At 74.0% G+C, this 18,516-nt stretch carries 17 protein-coding genes; 9 read left to right on the forward strand and 8 right to left on the reverse strand.

The annotated features are described in order from the left end of the window. The first annotated feature begins 176 nt into the window (after positions 1 to 176). Positions 177 to 1,793 carry a D-alanyl-D-alanine carboxypeptidase/D-alanyl-D-alanine endopeptidase gene (gene dacB / locus ACFQBR_RS14880; protein WP_378553611.1) on the forward strand — a complete coding sequence of 539 codons (1,617 nt, stop codon included), beginning with the start codon at positions 177 to 179 and terminating at the stop codon, positions 1,791 to 1,793. Positions 1,794 to 1,990: 197 nt separating this feature from the next. On the opposite strand, the gene ACFQBR_RS14885 is transcribed toward dacB, so the two are convergent. Beyond that, positions 1,991 to 2,542, reverse strand: a complete 552-nt coding sequence (locus ACFQBR_RS14885) for a TIGR03086 family metal-binding protein (protein ID WP_267947060.1) — start codon at positions 2,540 to 2,542, stop codon at positions 1,991 to 1,993. Between the two features lie 196 nt (positions 2,543 to 2,738). On the opposite strand from ACFQBR_RS14885, the gene ACFQBR_RS14890 reads away from it, so the two are divergent. After that, a complete protein-coding gene (locus tag ACFQBR_RS14890; RefSeq protein WP_344183559.1) occupies positions 2,739 to 3,542 on the forward strand; it encodes a helix-turn-helix transcriptional regulator in 804 nt (267 codons plus the stop codon). Here the strand turns inward: ACFQBR_RS14890 and ACFQBR_RS14895 are convergent. Both ACFQBR_RS14895 and ACFQBR_RS14900 read right to left on the reverse strand, forming a co-directional pair. Then, positions 3,511 to 4,035 (reverse strand): TetR/AcrR family transcriptional regulator, encoded by a 525-nt coding sequence (locus tag ACFQBR_RS14895; RefSeq protein ID WP_344183594.1) that lies wholly within the window; start codon positions 4,033 to 4,035, stop codon positions 3,511 to 3,513. The two genes, ACFQBR_RS14890 and ACFQBR_RS14895, sit on opposite strands and share 32 nt — an antisense overlap. A gap of 65 nt (positions 4,036 to 4,100) precedes the next feature. Then, complete coding sequence (locus ACFQBR_RS14900; RefSeq protein WP_344183557.1) at positions 4,101 to 4,424, reverse strand: DMT family transporter; 324 nt, start codon at positions 4,422 to 4,424, stop codon at positions 4,101 to 4,103. 308 nt (positions 4,425 to 4,732) lie between these two features. Between ACFQBR_RS14900 and ACFQBR_RS14905 the strand changes: the two genes are divergently transcribed. After that, on the forward strand, positions 4,733 to 6,031 hold the full coding sequence (locus ACFQBR_RS14905) for a L,D-transpeptidase (RefSeq protein WP_344183555.1): 1,299 nt from the start codon (positions 4,733 to 4,735) through the stop codon (positions 6,029 to 6,031). An 81-nt stretch (positions 6,032 to 6,112) separates the two neighbouring features. Here ACFQBR_RS14905 and ACFQBR_RS14910 read toward each other — a convergent pair whose 3' ends face one another. The 3 genes from ACFQBR_RS14910 to ACFQBR_RS14920 all read right to left on the reverse strand — a co-directional run bounded on the left by ACFQBR_RS14910 (position 6,113) and on the right by ACFQBR_RS14920 (position 9,017). Continuing rightward, complete coding sequence (locus ACFQBR_RS14910; RefSeq protein ID WP_344183553.1) at positions 6,113 to 6,763, reverse strand: TetR/AcrR family transcriptional regulator; 651 nt, start codon at positions 6,761 to 6,763, stop codon at positions 6,113 to 6,115. A gap of 361 nt (positions 6,764 to 7,124) precedes the next feature. Further along, a complete protein-coding gene (locus ACFQBR_RS14915; protein ID WP_378553614.1) occupies positions 7,125 to 8,528 on the reverse strand; it encodes a hypothetical protein in 1,404 nt (467 codons plus the stop codon). 246 nt (positions 8,529 to 8,774) lie between these two features. Beyond that, complete coding sequence (locus ACFQBR_RS14920) at positions 8,775 to 9,017, reverse strand: hypothetical protein (RefSeq protein WP_330162601.1); 243 nt, start codon at positions 9,015 to 9,017, stop codon at positions 8,775 to 8,777. 487 nt (positions 9,018 to 9,504) lie between these two features. Between ACFQBR_RS14920 and ACFQBR_RS14925 the strand changes: the two genes are divergently transcribed. After that, positions 9,505 to 11,652, forward strand: coding sequence for a protein kinase domain-containing protein (locus ACFQBR_RS14925; protein ID WP_378553617.1), 2,148 nt, complete (start codon positions 9,505 to 9,507; stop codon positions 11,650 to 11,652). Positions 11,653 to 11,796: 144 nt separating this feature from the next. Here the strand turns inward: ACFQBR_RS14925 and ACFQBR_RS14930 are convergent, their stop codons facing one another. Both ACFQBR_RS14930 and ACFQBR_RS14935 read right to left on the reverse strand, forming a co-directional pair. Then, entirely contained in the window at positions 11,797 to 12,363 is a 567-nt protein-coding gene (locus ACFQBR_RS14930; protein ID WP_344176705.1) for an NADAR family protein, read from the reverse strand. Between the two features lie 190 nt (positions 12,364 to 12,553). Then, positions 12,554 to 13,342, reverse strand: a complete 789-nt coding sequence (locus ACFQBR_RS14935) for a dioxygenase family protein (RefSeq protein ID WP_344176707.1) — start codon at positions 13,340 to 13,342, stop codon at positions 12,554 to 12,556. 80 nt (positions 13,343 to 13,422) lie between these two features. On the opposite strand from ACFQBR_RS14935, the gene ACFQBR_RS14940 reads away from it, so the two are divergent. The 5 genes from ACFQBR_RS14940 to ACFQBR_RS14960 all read left to right on the forward strand — a co-directional run bounded on the left by ACFQBR_RS14940 (position 13,423) and on the right by ACFQBR_RS14960 (position 18,488). Further along, positions 13,423 to 13,929, forward strand: coding sequence for a MarR family winged helix-turn-helix transcriptional regulator (locus ACFQBR_RS14940; protein ID WP_344176709.1), 507 nt, complete (start codon positions 13,423 to 13,425; stop codon positions 13,927 to 13,929). 186 nt (positions 13,930 to 14,115) lie between these two features. Beyond that, complete coding sequence (locus ACFQBR_RS14945) at positions 14,116 to 14,559, forward strand: DoxX family protein (RefSeq protein ID WP_267947049.1); 444 nt, start codon at positions 14,116 to 14,118, stop codon at positions 14,557 to 14,559. Between the two features lie 213 nt (positions 14,560 to 14,772). Next, positions 14,773 to 15,708 carry a trypsin-like serine peptidase gene (locus ACFQBR_RS14950; RefSeq protein WP_352982331.1) on the forward strand — a complete coding sequence of 312 codons (936 nt, stop codon included), beginning with the start codon at positions 14,773 to 14,775 and terminating at the stop codon, positions 15,706 to 15,708. After that, on the forward strand, positions 15,705 to 17,264 hold the full coding sequence (locus ACFQBR_RS14955) for a hypothetical protein (protein WP_344176713.1): 1,560 nt from the start codon (positions 15,705 to 15,707) through the stop codon (positions 17,262 to 17,264). Before ACFQBR_RS14950 ends, ACFQBR_RS14955 begins: the two co-directional genes overlap by 4 nt. A gap of 21 nt (positions 17,265 to 17,285) precedes the next feature. Further along, the gene (locus ACFQBR_RS14960; protein ID WP_267947046.1) at positions 17,286 to 18,488 is read left to right on the forward strand and encodes an AAA family ATPase; all 1,203 of its coding nucleotides are present in this window, start codon (positions 17,286 to 17,288) and stop codon (positions 18,486 to 18,488) included. Positions 18,489 to 18,516: the final 28 nt, after the last annotated feature.

The following is an 18,516-nucleotide window of genomic DNA, read 5'->3' on the forward strand; positions in this document are numbered from 1 at the left end:
GCCGGCCCGACGGCGTTCCCCCGGGGCGGGGGCCCGCCGGAGCCCCGCCCCGCCTCCGGGCATGCGGCGGATCCCGGACGAAACCGCTCCGCCGCGCGGGGACTCGCGGTGAAACCCTGGATCGGCGGCCGTTCCTGGGCTAGGGTGCGTTGCTTCCGCCCCCTTCGAGGAGACCCATGAAGCAATCCTCCCCCGAACCCCTGCGCCCCCGCCGCACCGGAGGGCGCGGCGGCGCCCGGAGGGCCGCCGCCCTCGTCACGATCCCCCTGCTGCCGATGACGCTCCTGGGAGCGTCCCCCGCGCTCGCCGACGCCTCCGGAGCCCGCCTGACCGAACTGCGCGAGGACATCGACGCCATCCTGGAGGACCCCGCACTGGAGGGCGCCGTGTCGGGGGTGGTCGTCGTGGACACCGCGACCGGCGAGGAGCTGTACTCGCGCGACGGCGGCGAGCAGCTGCTGCCCGCCTCCAACATGAAGCTGTTCACCGCGGCCGCCGCCCTGGAGGTCCTGGGCGCCGACTACTCCTTCGGGACCGAGGTCGCGGCCGAGTCCGCTCCCGGGCGCCGGGGAGAGGTGCAGGACCTCTACCTGGTGGGCCGGGGCGACCCGACGCTCTCCGCCGAGGACCTGGACGCCATGGCCGCCGAGGTCGCGGCCTCCGGGGTCCGCACGGTCAGGGGCGACCTGTACGCCGACGACACGTGGTTCGACTCCGAGCGGCTCGTGGACGACTGGTGGCCCGAGGACGAGCCCTACGCCTACTCGGCCCAGATCTCGGCCCTGACGGTCGCCCACGGGGAGCGCTTCGACACCGGCGTGACGGAGGTCTCGGTGACCCCCGCGGCGGAGGGCGAGCCCGCCGACGTGGACCTCGGCGCCGCGGAGGGCTACGCCGAGCTCGACAACCGGGCCGTCACCGGCGCCGCCGGCAGCGCCAACACCCTCGTCATCGACCGCCCGGTGGGCACCAACACCATCGCGGTCACCGGCTCGCTCCCCGCGGACGCCGCACCCGTGACCGCGCTGCGGACGGTCGACGAGCCCGCCGCGCTCGCGGGCCACCTCTTCGAGGAGGCGCTGGAGAGCAACGGCGTCACGGTGAAGGGCGACGTCGGCCTGGGCGGTGTCCCCGCCGACTGGCAGGACGCCGAGGTGCTCGCCGACCACACGTCGGCCGAGCTCTCCGAGATCCTCGTGCCCTTCATGAAGTTCAGCAACAACGGGCACGCCGAGATGCTGGTCAAGAGCATCGGCCAGGAGACCGCCGGCGCGGGCACCTGGGACGCCGGGCTCGTCGGCGTGGAGGAAGCGCTGTCCGGCCTGGGCGTGGACACCGCCGGCCTGGTCCTCAACGACGGCTCCGGCCTGTCGCGGGGCAACCTGGTCACCGCGGACACCGTCGTCGACCTGCTCGGGCAGGCGGGTTCCGCCCCCTGGGCGCAGACCTGGTCCGCCTCGCTGCCGGTCGCGGGCGAGAGCGACCCGTTCGTCGGCGGCACCCTCGCCAACCGGATGCGCGGTACCGCCGCCGAGGGCGTGGTCGAGGCCAAGACCGGGACGATGAGCGGGGTCAGCGCCCTCTCCGGGTACGTGCCCGGGCCGGAGGGCGAGCTGGCGTTCAGCATCGTGAACAACGGCCACTCCGGTCCCGCGCCCCTCGCGGTGCAGGACGCGATCGCGGTGCGCCTGGCCGAGTACGCGGGCCACCAGGCGCCGGAGGGCGCCAGGATGATGCGCGGCCCTGTCCAGGGCAGCGGCGAGCTGGAGTGCTCCTGGGTGCAGGCCTGCTGACCGGAGGGAGCACCTGGCGTCCGGCGGTGGCCCGAGGGGGCCCTCCGGCGGAGTGATCCGGTACGGCGCCGGCCCGGCGGCGTGCCGGCCGGCGGAAGCGGGGCCGGCGGGCCGCACGCGGCCCGCCGGGGACGAGGGCCACGGGTTCGCCCCCGTGGCCCTCGGCCGTTCCCGGACCCCGGTCCGCTCCCGTGCGCCTACCAGGCCCGGCGCCCGACGAAGGCGAGGAACCGCGTCTGGGCGTCCGCGCCCTCCGGCGGGGTGAGCTCGGGGCCGCAGACGCCGTTGCCCCGCATGCTGTCGCCGAACGCGGCGGTGTTCCCGTGCGCCCACCGCACGTCCTCCGGGTCCAGCCGGTCGTCCAGCCCCGCCGCGCGGGCCAGGTCCCAGCGGTGCACGACCAGGTCGAAGGAGAGGAACTGGTCGACGGAGCGCGCGAACGTCGTCGGTCCGAAGTACCCGTCGTACCCGGCGTCCGCGAGCTCCGGGTCGTCCAGGTCGGCCCGGACCACCGCGCGGGCCGCGTCCCAGGCCGCGGCCGGGTCCGCGTCCACCGACGGGATGTCCCCCAGGTCCCGGCCGACCAGGCGGAGGAACATGCCCTGGGTGTCCACGACGTGGCGGACCACGTCCCGGGCGGTCCACCCCTCGCAGGGGGACGGGGCCGTCCACCGGTCGTCGGGCACCGCGGCCACCGTCGAGGCGAAGGCGTCGGAGAGGCGGGCGTAGCGCTCGGAGATGTCGCTCATGGGCAGGTGTCCCCCTGGATCGGTCGAGTTCCGGCCCCATCCTCGTCCCGCGGTCCCGCCGGGGTCTTGAAGAAACGCGACAGGGCCGGGCGGCCCGCACGGCCGGGCCCCTCCGGGGGAGCGGAGCGGCGCCGGACCACCGTCCGGATCGCGGGCGCTCCGGGAACCGTCCGAGCGGGGACCTACCCTGGTGCGTGTGAGACCAGAGCCCGTCGAGCGGGACGCGCGGGGCATCATCGACCCGGGGACGGGGCTGACCCGGTTCCGGCTCGACAGGTACGCGCCCTCCGCGCCGGTCGCCCGCTTCGTGGACCGCTACTGGGTGGCCTCGTGGAACCTGTCCGGGCACGAGCCGTACACCCAGCGGGTCCTCGCCCACCCCGTGGTCAACGTGGTGTTCACCGCGGATGGGGCCGCGGTGCACGGCCCCGCCACGAAGGTCACCGGGCGCCGCCTGGAGGGGGAGGGGTGGGCGCTCGGGGTCATGTTCCGTCCGGCCGGGTTCCGGCCCCTCCTCGGCCGCCCGATGAGCGGGATCGTCGACGCCTCCCTGCCCGTGTCGGAGGTGTTCGCCGGGGACGTGCTCCCCGGGGCCCCGCACCCCCTCATGGCCGAGGTGGACCGGATCCTGGCCGGGAGGCTGCCCGCGGGCCGGCACCCGGCGGAGGACACCCGCGACCTCGTCGAGCGGGTGGCCGCGGACCCGGCGGTGGTCGGCGTCTCCGACCTGGCCGAGCGCGAGGGGGTCGGTGTGCGGCTGCTCCAGCGCAGGTTCGCCGACCACGTCGGACTCGGGCCCAAGGCGGTGATCCGCAGGTACCGGCTCTACGAGGCGGCGGAGCGGGCGAGGCGGGGGGCCGCCCCCGACTGGGGCGTGCTGGCCGCCGAACTGGGGTTCAGCGACCAGTCGCACCTGACCAGGGAGTTCACCTCGGTCATCGGGGTCCCGCCCGCCCGCTACGCGGCTCTCACGAGGAGCGGAGGGAGAGGAGCCGGGTGAGGACCCGGTGGACGGCGTCCGCGGTCAGCTCCGGGTCGGTGCAGGAGCGCATGAACAGGCCGTCCACGGTCGCGGAGGCGGCTGCGCGGTCGTCCGGATCGGGGAGGTACGGCGCGAGGAAGGAGTCCACCGCGCGGTTCCAGCGGTCGATCTGCGGGCGCAGGGCGGGACGCCGGGACGCGAGCAGGAACAGCTCGTACTCCGCGACGACCGAGGCCCGGTCGCCCCCCGCCCCCGCGCAGGAGATCAGCTCGGCGAACCCCCGCAGCGCCGCGTCCGCCTCGCGGGGGAGGGTCCCCAGGGCCTCCACGTAGGTGTCGTTGACCCTGGTGAGGGCGTCCACGAGCAGGTCGTCGACGGCCGCGTAGTAGTAGGTGACGGTGCTGGGCGGCACCCCCGCCTCCGCGGCGACGCGGCGCTGGCTGACGGCGCCCACGCCCTCGCGCTCCACGACCCGCATCGTGGCGTCGAGGAGCAGCCGACGGCGCTGCATCCCCTTGAGCCTGCGGCCGTCGGTGGTCCCCTCGTCCGCCGTACCGTCCACGGTGCTGCTCCCCGTCAATGCGCGCCGCCCATCTCCAGTGCCATCACTCCTCCGATGACCAGGGCGATGCCTCCCACCTGGATCCAGGTGAGGGACTCCCCGAGGAAGAGCGCTCCGATCACCGCCACCAGCGCGATGCCCGCCGCCGCCCACACACCGTAGGCCACCCCCAGGTCCATTCCCCGCGCGAGGGCCTGGCTGAGCATGGCGAAGGCGGCGACGTAGCCGACCACGACGACCACCGAGGGGATCAGTCGGCTGAACCCCTCGGAGAGCTTGAGCGAGGTGGTGGCGGTCACCTCGGCGGCGATGGCGCCGACCAACCAGAACCACGGCATGTCATCCCCCAAGAGAAAGTTGTTCGCTCGACCAGGTTTCGACTGAAGAGAAACCTGAGCGTTCGGCCAAGATGTTATCCCCGGGGGCATCCCGGTGTACAGGGCGGTTCGGAGATGGCCGTAATCTCATACATGGAGGGCTTCTGGTGCGTACCCCCTGGGTGTATGGTCGGCGGTTCCGGCGTCTCGCCCCGCGCCGGTGGTAACCGCTCTATACCGATGTGCGGGTTTTCAGAACCTTTTCCCCGCTGGTGCGTCTTAGTGGCAGTAGGCACACGGCGTTCGAGGTACGACATGGAGGTCCAGACGTGACGGGCAAGACCCCTGCGGCGGTGACGCGTCGGTTCGGCATCGGACTGGCGGCGCTCGCGCTCGTCGCCACGGCCTGTACGTCCGGCGAGGCGGAGACGCAGGGCAACAGCCCCGACGCCGACGGCGCGGAAGCGGCCGAGCTGGTGATCACGCCGGAGGACGGCGCCCAGGAGGTCGCGCCCAACTCCCCCGTCACGGTGACCGCCGAGAACGGCGTCATCACCGACGTCGCGGTGGAGCAGGTCGTCATGAACGAGGCCGCCGCGGACGAGGGCGAGGAGGACCCCGACCTCTACGCCATGACCGGAACCCTCAACGAGGAGGGGACCGAGTGGGTCAGCGACTGGAACCTGCGCCCCGGCTCGGAGATCGTGGTCACGGCCACCGCCGAGAACGACGCCGGTGAGACGACCGAGCTGGTCCAGGAGTTCACCACCCTGGACGCGGTGGCCGGTCAGCGCCTGGAACTGGAGTCCAACTTCCCCAGCTCCGGTGACACCGTCGGGGTCGGCATGCCGATCGTCATCAACTTCGACCTGCCGGTGACCAACAAGGCCCAGGTCGAGAACTCCATGGAGGTCGTGTCCGAGCAGGAGGTCGCGGGCGCCTGGAACTGGGTCAACGACAAGACCGCGCAGTTCCGCCCCGAGGAGTACTGGGACCCCTACCAGCAGGTCAGCGTCGACCTCCGCCTCGCGGGCGTCGAGGCGTCCGAGGGCGTCTACGGGGTGCGCAACCACCGGATCGACTTCGAGATCGGCCGCGAGCTGATCGCCACCATGCACGTGCCCGACCACGAGATGGTCATCACCGTGGACGGCGAGCAGGAACGCGTCATCGAGGTGAGCAACGGCAAGGAGAGCCGGCACTTCGACACCACGAGCAGCGGCACCCACGTGCTGATGGAGCGCTACGAGAGCCTGACGATGGACTCCGCGACCGTGGGCATCCCGGCGGACTCCCCGGGCTCCTACAAGGTCGACGTGCAGTACGCGGTCCGCACCTCGCACAGCGGCGAGTTCGTGCACGAGGCGTCCTACAACGGCAACATCGGCTCGGCCAACACCTCCAACGGCTGCACCAACCTGCGCATGGACGACGCGCTGTGGTTCTTCGAGAACACCCTGATGGGCGACGTCCTCGACACCACGGGCACCGACCGTGAGAAGGAGTGGGACAACGGCTGGGGCGTCTGGCAGAAGTCCTGGGACGAGTGGCTGGAGAGCAGCGCCACCGGCGAGGCCCAGATCACCGACGGCTCCGGCACCCCGGGCTCCGTGCACGGCGAGCAGTAGCCGCCGCACGTCCGAGGGGGCGTCGGGAACCACCTGGTTCCCGACGCCCCCTCGTCGCGTTCCGGGCCGTACCGGTGCGGGTCAGTCCTCCTGGGACAGTCGGGCGACGAGGGCGTCTATCACCAGCGCGGTCACGGAGGCCATGTCCACGGCCTCCGGGTCCAGGAGCCACTGCACCTGGAGGCCGTCCATGACGGCGATGACCGCGGCGGCGGCGGCTCCGGCCGGGGTGCGCCCGTCGGGGCCGGGGGTGGACGCGGCCTCCCGGTGCTCGGGCCCGAGCCGGTCCAGGACGGCGTCGCAGATCTCGCCGCGCAGCACCGTGTAGCGGTCCCGGAACCACGCTTGGGCGGGGTGCCGGTCGGTGGCGCTCTCCGCCGAGAGGACGGCGTACAGCTGCGTGGTTCCCGGGCGGGCCGCGTTGCGCTCCGCGGTGGTCACCAGGTGGTCGAGCATCCGGCTGCCCCCGGGAGCCGGCTCGGTGTCGTCCCGCAGTTCCAGGACGGCGGTGAGCAGGTCGGTCTTGGAGCCGAAGTGGTGCAGGACCCCGGCCGGGGTGATGTCGAGCATCGCGGCGATGTCGGCGAGCGAGGTGTTGTTGAACCCCCGGGCCGCGAAGACGTCGGCGGCGGTGCGCAGGATCTGCTCCCGCCGGTTCACCCGCTTCCGCGGAGTCGGGGCCTCGGGGCCGCCGGGGGGCCGGGTGTCCGGTGCGGGGGTCGTCTCGCTCATTCCTGCTCTCCACTTCGTTGTACCCGGCGGGTACTCCGGGCCCGTGGCCGGGGGCGGGCCCGTCGCCCACGGTATCGAGATCTCGTTTCCTCCCTTTGCTTAATAAACATTAAGTAAGGTTCCCGACCAAGAGACGTACACCACAGGGTAGGACGGCCCCCGCCGCGCCGCGGCGCGGCGTTCCTCATGGAAGGAGACGGCGGGGCCCAGGGCTCCGGACCTGCGCACCCGCGTCGGACGGCCCCCACCGGGTCCGGCGGTACGGGAGCGGTGGGGGCAGGGGCTCCCACGTCACACCGGCAACGGTTTCGGACAGCCCCTCAACGCGCATCCCCGCCCGGACCGGAGCGGCCCCGGGCCCTCAGACGTCCGCGCCGCAGTCGGTCCCGGCGCCGGAGGGATCGCAGGCCAGCATGACCAGGCGCAGGGTCTCCGGTCCGCTGACCTCGACGGTGACGGCCCCGGCGCGGTGCGCGGACCGGACCGCCGCCGGGTCCGGCCGCTCGGGCCCGGGCGCCTTGTCCGCCCGGTCCGCGGCGTCGGCCGCGCACGGTTCGGCACAGCCGAACACCCGCGCGCTCCCGTCCCGGAGCACCTCGGCGCGTGAGCCGGCCGGCGTCCCCGGGGCGGCGGCCGGTGTGGCGGCCTCCGCGTCGTCGGGGCACGGGCTCCCGGTGTCGCACACCCGCAGGTAGAGCGTGGAGGGGCCGTGGTCGGGGTCCGTGCGCCAGTAGGCGGCCACGACCCGGCCGCCGACCCGTGCGTGCGACCCGTCCGCGTCGACGTGCGCCTCGCGGCCCGGCTCGGCGGGACCGACGGTGCACCCGGGACCGCAGCCGGCCTCGCGCAGCCCCCCGGGACCGACCTCGAACAGGTGGGCGGTGCCGTCCTCGTCCTCGATCTGCACCGTCGTCCGGTTCTCCGCCGACGCCGTGAGGGCGGCGGAGGGCGCCGCCCCGGGGGGCGCCGGCTCCGGACGGAGCAGCCCCGGGGCGGCGAGCGGGAGGAGCGCCAGCACGCAGACGAGGGCGGGCACCGCGGCCGGGATGCCGTGGGCGTCGCCGGGGCGGGGACGGGGGAGGGCGGCGCGGACCGGCGCGGTCAGCCGGGCGGTGCTCCGGGCGCGGACGGTCCGCCAGGTCTCGGCCAGGGCCCGTCCCGGGGACAGGTCGGCCAGCACGTGGAGGGGGAGCGCCGCCAGGAGGAGGGCCGTCACGGCGATCCCGGCCGCCGTCGCGGCTGCGGCCGGCGCGGACCACACGCCTTCCGACGCGAGTCGGCGCAGACCCCAGAACGGCCCGGCCCAGGACGCGGCCGACGGAAGGAGGAGGGCCAGGGTCCCCGGGACACGGCGCAGGGCGCGTGACCAGGACGCGGGCGCACCGACGTCCTGCCCGAGCACGGCGCCGCCGCCGACGAGCAGCCCCGCGTGCACGGACACCGGGAGGCCGACCACGAGGGCGGCCAGGGTGAGACCGGCGAGGACCACGAGGCCCGCGGGCGGCTCCGCCGGCAGGGAGAGCGGCGGCGCGGCCCCTCCGTCCGGGGCCGGCGAGAGGAGTCCGTGGGCCGGGAAGGCCACCGAGGCGACGGCGAGGAGGAGCACGGCCGGGAGGAGGGGGAGCAGGACGGCCGTCAGCAGGGAGCCGCCGGGCGACGGGCGCCGCTCGCGGGAGCGTGCGGGAGGGGAACCGCCCGGGGCACGGTGGGGGAGTGCGGAATCCGCGGTCCGACGGATTCCGCCGGAGCCGGTCTGACCGTCCATCGCCGTCTCCCTCGCTGTGCCCCAACCGAGACTACACAGGCCTTCCGGGGCGTACCGGGCACTCCGGGGGTCGGGGGCGGGCACGGGCCGCACCGAGCCGCGCCGGGCGGGGCGGGCCGGCCGGGGCCCGGCGCGGGGCCGCCCCCGGTTCGGGGGCGGCCCCGGAATCCTGTCGCGTGCCGTCCCGGCGGCGGCGCGGTCGGGGCGGCCGTGGCGCGACCGGGACGGAGGCGCCGCGGAGCGGTCCTACCAGGACCGGACGCCGCCGACGGGCGCGGGCAGGCGCTCGTTCAGCCACGTCCACGTGCCGTCGTTCTCGGTGAAGCGGCGCTGGACGCGCTCCACGTCCGTGAGGGGGTTCGCGAACACCTCGGTCCACGCCCCCGCAGTGCGCTCCTCCAGGTAGAGGCTGCGCGCGTCGGTGCGCATGCGCACCGCCTGGAGGGTGTGGGAGGAGCCGTTGCTCAACTGGATGCGGTAGTAGGCCATGGGAAGTCCCTGGGGTCTGGTTCGTCCTGGGAGGAAGGACGGTGCGTCCCCGGAACGTGCGTGCCGCCTCGAACGGCAGGGGGATCGGTTTCCCGGTGCGTGCGGCGGGACGAGAGTGGTCGTCGACCGCGAGGGTGTGCCTGAAGGGTGGCGGCGAGAGTGCCGAGACCCGGAGTGCTCCGGGGAACGGGTGCGGGTGCCGGTGCACCGTGCCTTCCGTGTCCTCGGACTCTACTCCTCCGGGTGGGGGCGGGAGCCGAAAACGGGGTGACGGGCGGTGAAATCCGGGTGATCCGCGGGTGAGCGGCGGAGGTGATTCGGAAACCACCGTGTATATCGGTCTATATTGCTGTGATTCGTGTGATTGGCGCGACCAGAGGGAAACAGTAGCGAGCCGAGGCGAACGGTTCACGCTCTGCGGTCGTCCAACGGACAGGACCCCTCTCCCCAGGGTGCCCCGTGCAACGCTTCCGACCCGAGGACCGCCATGGCCCACCCGCCCCCGCCGCCGAACCTCACGCCCCTCCAGAGCTCCGACCCCCGCGTGATCCCGCCGTTCGCCGTGCACGGCAGGCTCGGTGCGGGAGGCATGGGCGTGGTCTACGGCGCCGTGGGCCCGGACGGGCGGTGGGCGGCGGTCAAGGTCGTACGCCCCGAGTACGCCGGAGAGCCCGAGTTCCGCTCCAGGTTCGCCAGCGAGGTCGCCCTGATGCACCGGGTGCGGGCCCGCTGCATCGCCCCCGTGCTCGCCCACGACACCCGCGCCGAACTCCCCTGGTACGCCACCCCCTACCTCCCCGGACCCACCCTGGGCGCGCGGGTGCGGCAGGGCGGGGCGCTCGCGCCGCACCAGGCGAGGGTGGTCGCGGCCGGGATGGCCGAGGCGATCGCCGCCATCCACGCGGCCGGGGTCGTGCACCGGGACCTCAAGCCCGCCAACGTCATCCTCGCCCCCGACGGTCCCAAGGTGCTGGACTTCGGCATCGCCAGGGCGGCCGACGCCACCGCCCTCACGCGGACCGGCGGGCTCGTGGGCTCACCCGCCTGGATGAGCCCGGAGCGCTACCGGGGCACCAGCGGCCCCGAGGCCGACGTGTTCGCGTGGGGCGCGATGGTCGCCTACACGGCCACCGGGCGGCCTCCCTTCGGGGACGGCGGAGCCGAGACCCTGATGTACCGCATCCTGCGCGAGGACCCGGACCTGGAAGGGCTCCCCCCGGAGCTGGAGGAGCCGGTCACCCGCGCGCTCGACAAGGACCCCGCGTCCAGGCCGTCGGCCGGGGAACTGCTGCACCGCGTCGCGGCGGCTGACCCGGAGGCCGCGGCGGGGGCGGACGACACCACCATCGTGGACGGGCTGATCCGCGCCCACTGGGCCGGCGGCGCGGTCCGGGGAGCCCCGGCGCCCCGGACCGCGCCGACCGCCTTCGCCCCGCCTCCCCCCGCCGTCGGCCCCGGGGGCGGACCGGCGGGCGGCGGGCCCGGGCGCGCCGGAGCGGGAGCCGCCCCGCCACCGCGGAGGCGGTTCCGCCGGGCCCCCGTGGTGATCGCCGCCGGGGCGCTCGCGGTGGCGGCCGTGGGCGGCATCGGTCTGGTCAACGCCCTGGAGGGCGGCGATCCGGACCCGCCCGCCCCCGACCCCGCCCCGTCGGTGGAGACCGCGGAACCGGGCACCCTGGCGGGCACGGTGAACGGCGCCGGCTCCACGTTCCTCTCCTCGGCGGTCGAGGCGTGGTCGGCCTCGTACACGGCTGAGCGGCAGCCCGACACGCGGATCTCCTACGAGGCGACCGGCTCCGGGGCGGGCGCCGACGCGTTCGTGCGCGGCGAGGTGGACTTCGGGGCCTCCGAGAACGCGCTCACCGAGAGCCAGGTCACGGAGGCGGCGGAGGCCAGGGGCTGCCCCGTCGTGCAGTTCCCGGTGCTGGCGGGGGGCATCGCCCTGGTGTACGACGCCGAGGGCCTCGACGGCCTCGCGCTGCACCGGACGGAACTGGCGGACATCTACTCGGGCGCCGTGACCGCCTACTCCGACCTCGACGGGGCCGCGGACCTCGGGCTCCCGGACCTGGAGATCGTCCCCGTCCGCCACGAGAGCGAGGCCTCCACGGCGCACGTCTTCAGCCGCTACCTGGCCGCCGACGGGGGGTCCTGGGGAGCGGACAACGTCGGGGACGACACCCGGTGGGGCCCCGGAGTGGTCGCCGCGTCCGGGGACGAGGGAGTGCACGCCGAGGTGGCGGCCACCCCGGGCGCGATCGGGTTCGTCAACGCGTCCTACGCCGAGGAGCACGGCCTGGACGTGATGCCGCTGCGCAGCGACCGGGGCGTCGAGGTCGACCTCACCCCGGAGACGACCAGGGCCGCCACCGAGCAGATCGACCTGGACGGGACGGACTTCTCCCTCGACGCGGTCCAAGGGGACAGCGCCTACCCGATCATGCGGGTGAACCACGTGTTCGCCTACGAGTGCGGCCACCCGGAGGGAACCGGTTCCGTCCTGCGCGACTTCTGGGCCTACGCCCTCGGGGACGAGGGCGCGCAGATCGCCGAGGGGGCGGGGTACACGCCGCTGGCGGACTCCGTCGGCGCGCGGGTGGTCGCCGACCACGTCTCCCGGATCACCGAGGGGTGACCCCGCCGGTCCCGCCCGGGGCCCGGGTCAGGCGTTGACGCCCCCGTCCACGCCGATCACCGTGCCGGTGACGAACCGCCCGCCCGGTCCGGCCGGGGCACGCGCGGTCCCCGGGACGCCGCGGTCCCCGCGGGTGGGCGGGGCTCAGGCGGCGGCGAGGCGGGCGCGCGCCTCCATGAGCGCGAAGCCCAGCAGGTTGAGGCCCCGCCAGTGCTCGGGCTGCTCGGCGTGGTCGTGCCGGGCGCCGAGCCCGATGCCCCACACGCGGTCGCGGGGGCTGGCCTCCACCAGCACGCGGGAGCCCGTGCCGAGCAGGTAGGCCCCCAGGTCCGGGTTCTGGCCGAACTTGGCGAGGTTGCCCTCGACCACGATGCCGAACCGGGCCGCCTCCCACGCCTCCTGGTCGAAGCCGCGGACCTCGCGGCCGATCGCCTTGGCGTCGCGCGGGTGCCCCGCGGCGACGATCCGCGCCTCCGCCCCGGCGTCGCCGAACAGGCGCGCCTTCCCGGCCATCATGTAGTGCTCGGCGGTCGGGTAGAGGACCCCGTCCACCGTGAAGTCGGCGGCCCACCACTGGGAGAGGCAGCTCGCGGAGACGCCCCCGCCGGCCGGAGGCCGGTGGCCCCAGAAGCAGAGGTACCGGGCCCGCCCCGTGGCGTCGATGAGCTCCCGCACGGACCGGGCGTCCGCGGGGCCGTGTGCGTCGGTCATGGGGGGAGTCTGCCAGGGGCCGCCGACGTTCGGCCGGCCGTTTCCCGGCCGGCGCCCGGAGCGGTCCGCGGCCCCGCCGCCTCCGCCGCGATCTCGTGCTCACGGCCCGTCGGGGCGCCGGAGCCGTCCATGAGCACGGGGCCGTCCGGGCCGGATCCCCGCCGCACCGGGAACGGGTGCGGTCGGCCCGCTAGTCGAACTGGAAGGAGCGCTTGGCCAGGCCGTGCCAGAAGCCGTCCACGGTGGACCGCGAGCTCCGGTGCCCGTCCAGGCCCGCGCCCAGGGCCACGAACAGCGGCGCGAAGTGGTCGCTGCGCGGGTGGGCGATCGCGGCGGCCGGGGCCTTGTGCCCGAAGTCGAGCAGGGAGTCGACGTCGTGGTCGGCCACCGTCCGGTTCACCCAGTCGTCGAACTCCACCGACCAGGAGGGGGCGTCGCCGTGCGCCTGCCGGGACATCTCGCGCAGGTTGTGCGTCGTGAACCCGCTGCCGACGATGAGGACGCCCTCGTCGCGCAGCGGGGCCAGGCGGCGCCCCAGGGCGAGGAGCCGTGCCGGGTCGAGGGTCGGCATGGACACCTGGAGGACCGGGACGTCCGCCTCGGGGTACATCTCCCGGAGGGGCACGTAGGCGCCGTGGTCGAGTCCGCGCCCCGGTTCCTGGTGGAGGGTTCCGACCGGACCGGTGACGAGGTCGCGCACCCTCGCGGCGAGGGCCGGCGCTCCCGGGGCGGGATAGGTGACACCGTAGTAGCGTTGCGGGAAGCCCCAGAAGTCGTAGGTCAGAGGGACTCCGTCCGCCGTCGCGCCGACGGTGAGCGGAGCGTCCTCCCAGTGCGCCGAGACCACGAGGATCGCCTCCGGCCGGGCGAGGCCACCGGACCAGTCGGCCAGCTCCCGGGTCCACCGGGCGTCGTCGGCCAGCGGCGGCGCCCCATGGCTGAGGTACAGGGTCGGCATGCGTGTGGGCCGCGGTGCCATGGGGTCCTCCTGTGACTGGGAGATCGGATTTTGACCAGAACATAATTGAACTCTCAAGTATTCCGGGGGGCACGGGCCTGATGGCCGACACGAGGTGGCTAGACGAGGGCGAGCAGCGGACCTGGCGGACCTTCCTGGCCGCCGTCCACCTGTTGGAGGGCTCCCTGGACCGGCAGCTCAGAAGGGACTCGGGGCTCCCCCACGCGTACTACCAGGCCCTGGCGATGCTGTCCGAGGCCCCGGGGGGCGCACTGACGATGACCGAGCTGGCCGGGCTGCTGAGGTCGTCGCCCAGCCGGCTCTCGCACGCCGCCGCCCGGCTGGAGGAGGACGGCCTGATCCACCGGTTCAAGCGGCTGGGGGACAGGCGGACCACGATCGCCGAGCTCACGCCGCGCGGGCTCAAGGTACTGCGGGAGGCGGCGCCCGGCCACGTGCGCGAGGTGCGCCGGGTCCTGTTCGACTCCCTGACGAGGGAGCAGGTCGACCAGCTCCGCGAGATCTCCGAGGTGATGCTCGGCGAGCTGGACCCGGAGGGGCGGGAGCCGCGGTGCCCGGGGTCCGGAGGGGCCGGGGGCCGGGACTGAACCGGGTTCTGTGACCTGTCCTGACCGGGGGTTACGGCGCGGGAGGGAAAAACGCGGGGAGACACTCTATGTGTTCGGGCGGATGCGTACTATCATCTGGCTTCCCAGAAAAAGGTTGCGGTCTCAAGTGTTGGACTCGGGCCGCGATCTCCTCTGGGATACCCGCTCACAGAACAGGAATCACCCGTGAACGAGAAAACAGTCGTCTCCAGAATCAGCGACACCACCACCCTCCTCGCCAGAGCGGTCGTCGGTGTCGTCTTCATCGCCCACGGCTGGCCGAAGGCCGCCGACCTCGAGGGCACCGCCCAGGGGTTCGCCTCCCTGGGAATTCCCTTTCCCCAGTTCTCCGCCCTTCTGGGCGCGGGAATCGAGATGGGCGCCGGGCTGGCGCTCGCCGTCGGGTTCGCCCTGCCCCTCGCCGGACTCCTCCTGGCCTTCATGATGGGAAGCGCCTACTACTTCGCCCACCTCGGTGACGCGTTCATCGGCGGCTACGAGTACCTGGTGGTCCTCGCCGTCACCGCCGTCGCCCTCGGCTTCGCGGGCGGGCGCTACTCCCTGGACCGCGTCATGCCGTGGGGCCGCGCCCCGCGCCGACGGACATCGGAATCACTGCCGGCCTCCTGACCGGGGTGCCCGGTCGCCCGCTGCCGGAGGCGGGCGGCCCGGCCGCCAGAAAATACTTTTAACTTACTTAACACCTTTCACAAAACAGACATTAGTTCGCACAATATCGAGTTTCTGTCCTATCCTCGTGGCGTTTCGGGTTCGATCGGTAGAATAAAAAAACCAAACACAATCCACGTTGACAGCGGGGTCGCGTCACCGGGTCCGTCCTCCGTGACCCGACCCCCTGTGCCGAACGGGAGCACCGTGTCCCTCCTGTCCAACCGACCCGACACCCCTGACTGGCAGCTCCGCGTCACCGACCGGGACGGCACCGCCCTCCACGGAGCGGCGGTACTGGTCGCGCCGGAGTACGCCCTCACCTGTGCCCACGTCGTCGTCGAGGCCGTCGGGCCCTCGGCGGGCCCCGGCAGCGAGGTGCGCCTGGACGCGCCGCGCGGACTCCCCGGATGGGAGTCCGTCGGCACCGTCCTCGCCGGCGGGTGGTGGTGGGACGGGGAGGCGCCCTGGGACGCGGCCGTGCTCCGCCTCGACCGCACCGCCCCGGGGCCGCCCGCCGCGACAGCCCGCCACCGCGTCGGGGACCGGGTACGCGTCCTGGGCTTCCCCAACGCCGAGACCGGACGTTGGGTGACCGGACGGATCACCGGCGACAGCGGCAGCCGTTTCGGCTACACGCAGATCGACGTCGACTCCGCCACGGGTTTCACCGTCCTGCCGGGCTTCAGCGGCAGCGGTGTCCGGGAGGGGACGGGCGACGGGCTCCTGGGCATCGTCTGCGAGGCGGCCGCCAACGGCAGGGCCGGCTGGATGATCCCCCTCGACCGGGTCCCCCGGGTCTGGGGGGCGGGACCGGACACCGCGACCGCCGTCGCGCGCACCGCGCGCGCCATGACCGACCTGCGCACCCTGCTCTCCCCCGACCTGAGGTTCGACCTCTACACGGCCCTCGACCCGAGGCTGCGCCGCAGACTCCGCGCGGACCAGGACCTGACGGTCTTCGCCTCCCAGCTGGTCTCCCTCGCCCACGAGGAGTACCGACTCCTCGGCGCCGTGCTCGACCTCCTCGACGAGAGGGAGGAGGGGAGCGCCGGCATGCTCCGCGTCCGCGAGGCCGCGGCGCCGCTCCTGACGGGGCGGGACGGGTGAGCCGTGCGGCCGGGATAGAGGACCAGCCGCTGGAGGGCCCCGTCCCTCCCCGGGTGGACGAGGCCGACTACGCCCGGCTGGCCAAGGCCCTGTGCTCGGTCACCTGCGTCACGTCCCCCGAGTACCACGAGCTGCTGCTGGGCAAGCTCCCCCGGGTCCGCTCCGGGATCAACCGGAACGCCGTGCCCGTGGTCTTCACCGACGCCCTGGTCGGCCGCTGCCGCGAGAGCCGGCTGCTCGGCGTCCTCATGCGGTGGATCGGCTACTGGTCCGACGACAGCCGGAGCTGGCGGACGGCGGCCCTGATCGCCGAGCCCCTGGTGAGGGAGGAGGAGTGGGCCCAGGTCAGCCAGGCCATACCCGAGGCCACCCGGCAGCAGGTCGACACCGTCCGGGAGGAGCTGGTCCTGTACGACGCCGCGGACTTCCGGGAGATCGCCGACCGCGTCAGGGGGGCGCGGCCCATCGACCGCACGCCGTCCGACCGTGCGTGGCACACGTTCGTGGCCCTGGCCGAGATCCCCGGCCGGGAGGGGGAGTCCGCGCTGGTCGAGTTCTGCGCGATCCTGGGCGCCCGGGGCGCGCTGCGCTGCGCGGCGCTGCTGGAGGGCTGGGGCGGGGGGAGCGCCCCCGAGGCCCCCGGGGCGCCGCCGGGGCCGGACGCCGGGGAGGACGTGCCGGCCCGCCTCGTCGTCCACGTCGAGAGGGGCGAGGAGCGCGACCGCCACGACCTGCGGTACTGGACGGTGCTCAGGGAGCACGGCGGGGACCGGCCCGACTTCTGCGACTCGGGCACCCGCAAGGGCGTCACCCCGGACAGGATCGCCGACAGCGTCGGCGTCCTGCTCGGCCTCGTGGAGGTGGACCACCGCAGGGAGCACCACCGGGGGAGGATGCGGGTGGAGCTGGTCGCGGAGCTGGACCTGCTGCGGGAGCTGGAGGCCGACCGGTGGCAGGAGGCGGGGGGAGCGGCCGGGGCGCCGCCGCTCGGGGCCCGCGCGGAGGTGGTCTACCGGGCGGCGGAGCTGGAGGACCCCTCGCGGCGCGACTACGACGCGGGGAGGAGGGCCCTGGGCCGACGGTGGGCGGCCCTGCTGAGGTGCGGTTCGGGGGTGCACCTGGACACGGCCCACGAGGCGCAGACCAAGGAGCGGCTGAGCGGTCGGACCTACCGGGAACCATTGGAGGATCGGCTCCCGGACGATAGAATAGCCATTCTCTCGGTACCCTCCCATTTGGACGACTGCCACCAGTCGGTCCGGTCCGCGCTCAGGTTCGGAGTTCCGGTTGTGGTGTGGCGTTCCGCCGACAACGGTCGGGGAATCGGTCCGTGGCTGAATCTGGGAAAGACGGGACGAGAGGTGACGGTGTCATCAGAGAAACTCCAGTCGATCCCCCAGGTGCTCCACAAGTCCCGCTCAGGGGGCGTTTCGCCGGACGATAGCGGGTACATCGAAGAAAGCTTCGAGGTCGCCGTCTTCTACCACGATTCCCTGCCGGTCCTCCCGGACCCCCCTCCGCTGACCGCCAGCAGTATCCGCACCACCCCCCGTTGACCGAGGCTCGAAGGGCTCGCCATGACCGCACACGCCGGACCCGGGCCGACCGACTCCGTACCGGAGTGGTGGGTCTTCCACGGCACTGGTCAGCCGCGCGCGCATCTGGACCTCGCGACGCGGTTACCCCCGCCTCCGCAGTGGCGTACCTACGGCGGGGCGTTGAACTCCGGTTCGACGTCCCCCTTCTACGAACCGTCGGCTCCCCCGGGGGAGCCCGGTGAGCCGGCGGAGCCGGGGGAGGACGCCGTCGCGACGGCGGAGAGCGCGCGGCACCTCGGCCCGCAGCACCCGCGCCCCGGCACGGTCCCGCTCGGCCCCCACCGCAAGCACCTCCTGGACAAGGTCAACGCGGCGATCCACCTGCGCAGGCCGCTCCTGGTCACGGGGCCGCCCGGGGTGGGCAAGTCCAGCCTGGCCCACCAGATCGCCCGCGAGCTCAACCTGGGCAGGACGCTGCGCTGGGCGGTGACCAGCAGGAGCACCGTCGGGGACGGCCTGTACTCCTACGACCCGCTCACCCAGATCCACGACCTCAACCTGGAGAACGCCCACCGGCGGGCCACCGGGCAGGCCCCGGACCGGCGCTACGCGGGGGACGGCGACGCGCACCTGCGCAGCAGCGCGGAGTCGATCAGCCGCTACCTCGCCCTGGGTCCCCTGGGCACCGCGTTCCTGCCGACGAGGGCGCCCCGCGTCCTGCTGATCGACGACTTCGACCTGGGCGACTTCGACCTCCCCGGAGACCTGCTCGACCTGTTCGAGAACGGCGGCTACCGCATCCCCGAGCTGGCCAGGCTGGCGGGGGTGGCGCCGACGATCGAGGTGGCCACCGACGACCCCGGACGCACCGTGCCGGTCGCGCACGGAGAGGTGCTCTGCTCCGCCTTCCCCATCACCGTGCTCACCTGCAACAGCGGACGCGACCTCTCCCCCGCCTTCATGCGGCGGTGCATCCCGGTCCGGATGGGCCTCCCGGACGAGCAGGAGCTGCTGGCCGCCGTGGCGGGGCACTTCGGGGGCGACCTGCCCTCCGGGGCGCGCCCGCTGGTGACGGAGTTCCTGGAGAGGAGCGGCAGCGGGCACGAACTCGCCATCGACCAGCTGCTCAACGCCGTGCACCTGGTGGGCGCGCTCGGCCCCGACCAGGCCGGACCCGGGGGGGATCAGGTGCGGGAGCTCTCGGAGCTCCTCTGGCACCGGCTCACGGAAAGCCCGGGATGAGTTCGGGGCGTGGACCGGGGAGCGACCG

Source organism: Nocardiopsis tropica (assembly GCF_042660575.1).
In the GTDB taxonomy this organism is placed as follows: Bacteria; Actinomycetota; Actinomycetes; order Streptosporangiales; family Streptosporangiaceae; genus Nocardiopsis; species Nocardiopsis tropica.

Coding starts and splice junctions, on each gene's coding strand:
- dacB (WP_378553611.1), top strand. CDS start 177: ATGAAGCAATCCTCCCCCGAACCCCTGCGCCCCCGCCGCACCGGAGGG.
- ACFQBR_RS14885 (WP_267947060.1), bottom strand. CDS start 2,542: ATGAGCGACATCTCCGAGCGCTACGCCCGCCTCTCCGACGCCTTCGCC.
- ACFQBR_RS14895 (WP_344183594.1), bottom strand. CDS start 4,035: ATGCAGCGCCGTCGGCTGCTCCTCGACGCCACGATGCGGGTCGTGGAG.
- ACFQBR_RS14900 (WP_344183557.1), bottom strand. CDS start 4,424: ATGCCGTGGTTCTGGTTGGTCGGCGCCATCGCCGCCGAGGTGACCGCC.
- ACFQBR_RS14910 (WP_344183553.1), bottom strand. CDS start 6,763: ATGAGCGAGACGACCCCCGCACCGGACACCCGGCCCCCCGGCGGCCCC.
- ACFQBR_RS14915 (WP_378553614.1), bottom strand. CDS start 8,528: ATGGACGGTCAGACCGGCTCCGGCGGAATCCGTCGGACCGCGGATTCC.
- ACFQBR_RS14920 (WP_330162601.1), bottom strand. CDS start 9,017: ATGGCCTACTACCGCATCCAGTTGAGCAACGGCTCCTCCCACACCCTC.
- ACFQBR_RS14925 (WP_378553617.1), top strand. CDS start 9,505: ATGGCCCACCCGCCCCCGCCGCCGAACCTCACGCCCCTCCAGAGCTCC.
- ACFQBR_RS14930 (WP_344176705.1), bottom strand. CDS start 12,363: ATGACCGACGCACACGGCCCCGCGGACGCCCGGTCCGTGCGGGAGCTC.
- ACFQBR_RS14935 (WP_344176707.1), bottom strand. CDS start 13,342: ATGGCACCGCGGCCCACACGCATGCCGACCCTGTACCTCAGCCATGGG.
- ACFQBR_RS14940 (WP_344176709.1), top strand. CDS start 13,423: ATGGCCGACACGAGGTGGCTAGACGAGGGCGAGCAGCGGACCTGGCGG.
- ACFQBR_RS14960 (WP_267947046.1), top strand. CDS start 17,286: ATGACCGCACACGCCGGACCCGGGCCGACCGACTCCGTACCGGAGTGG.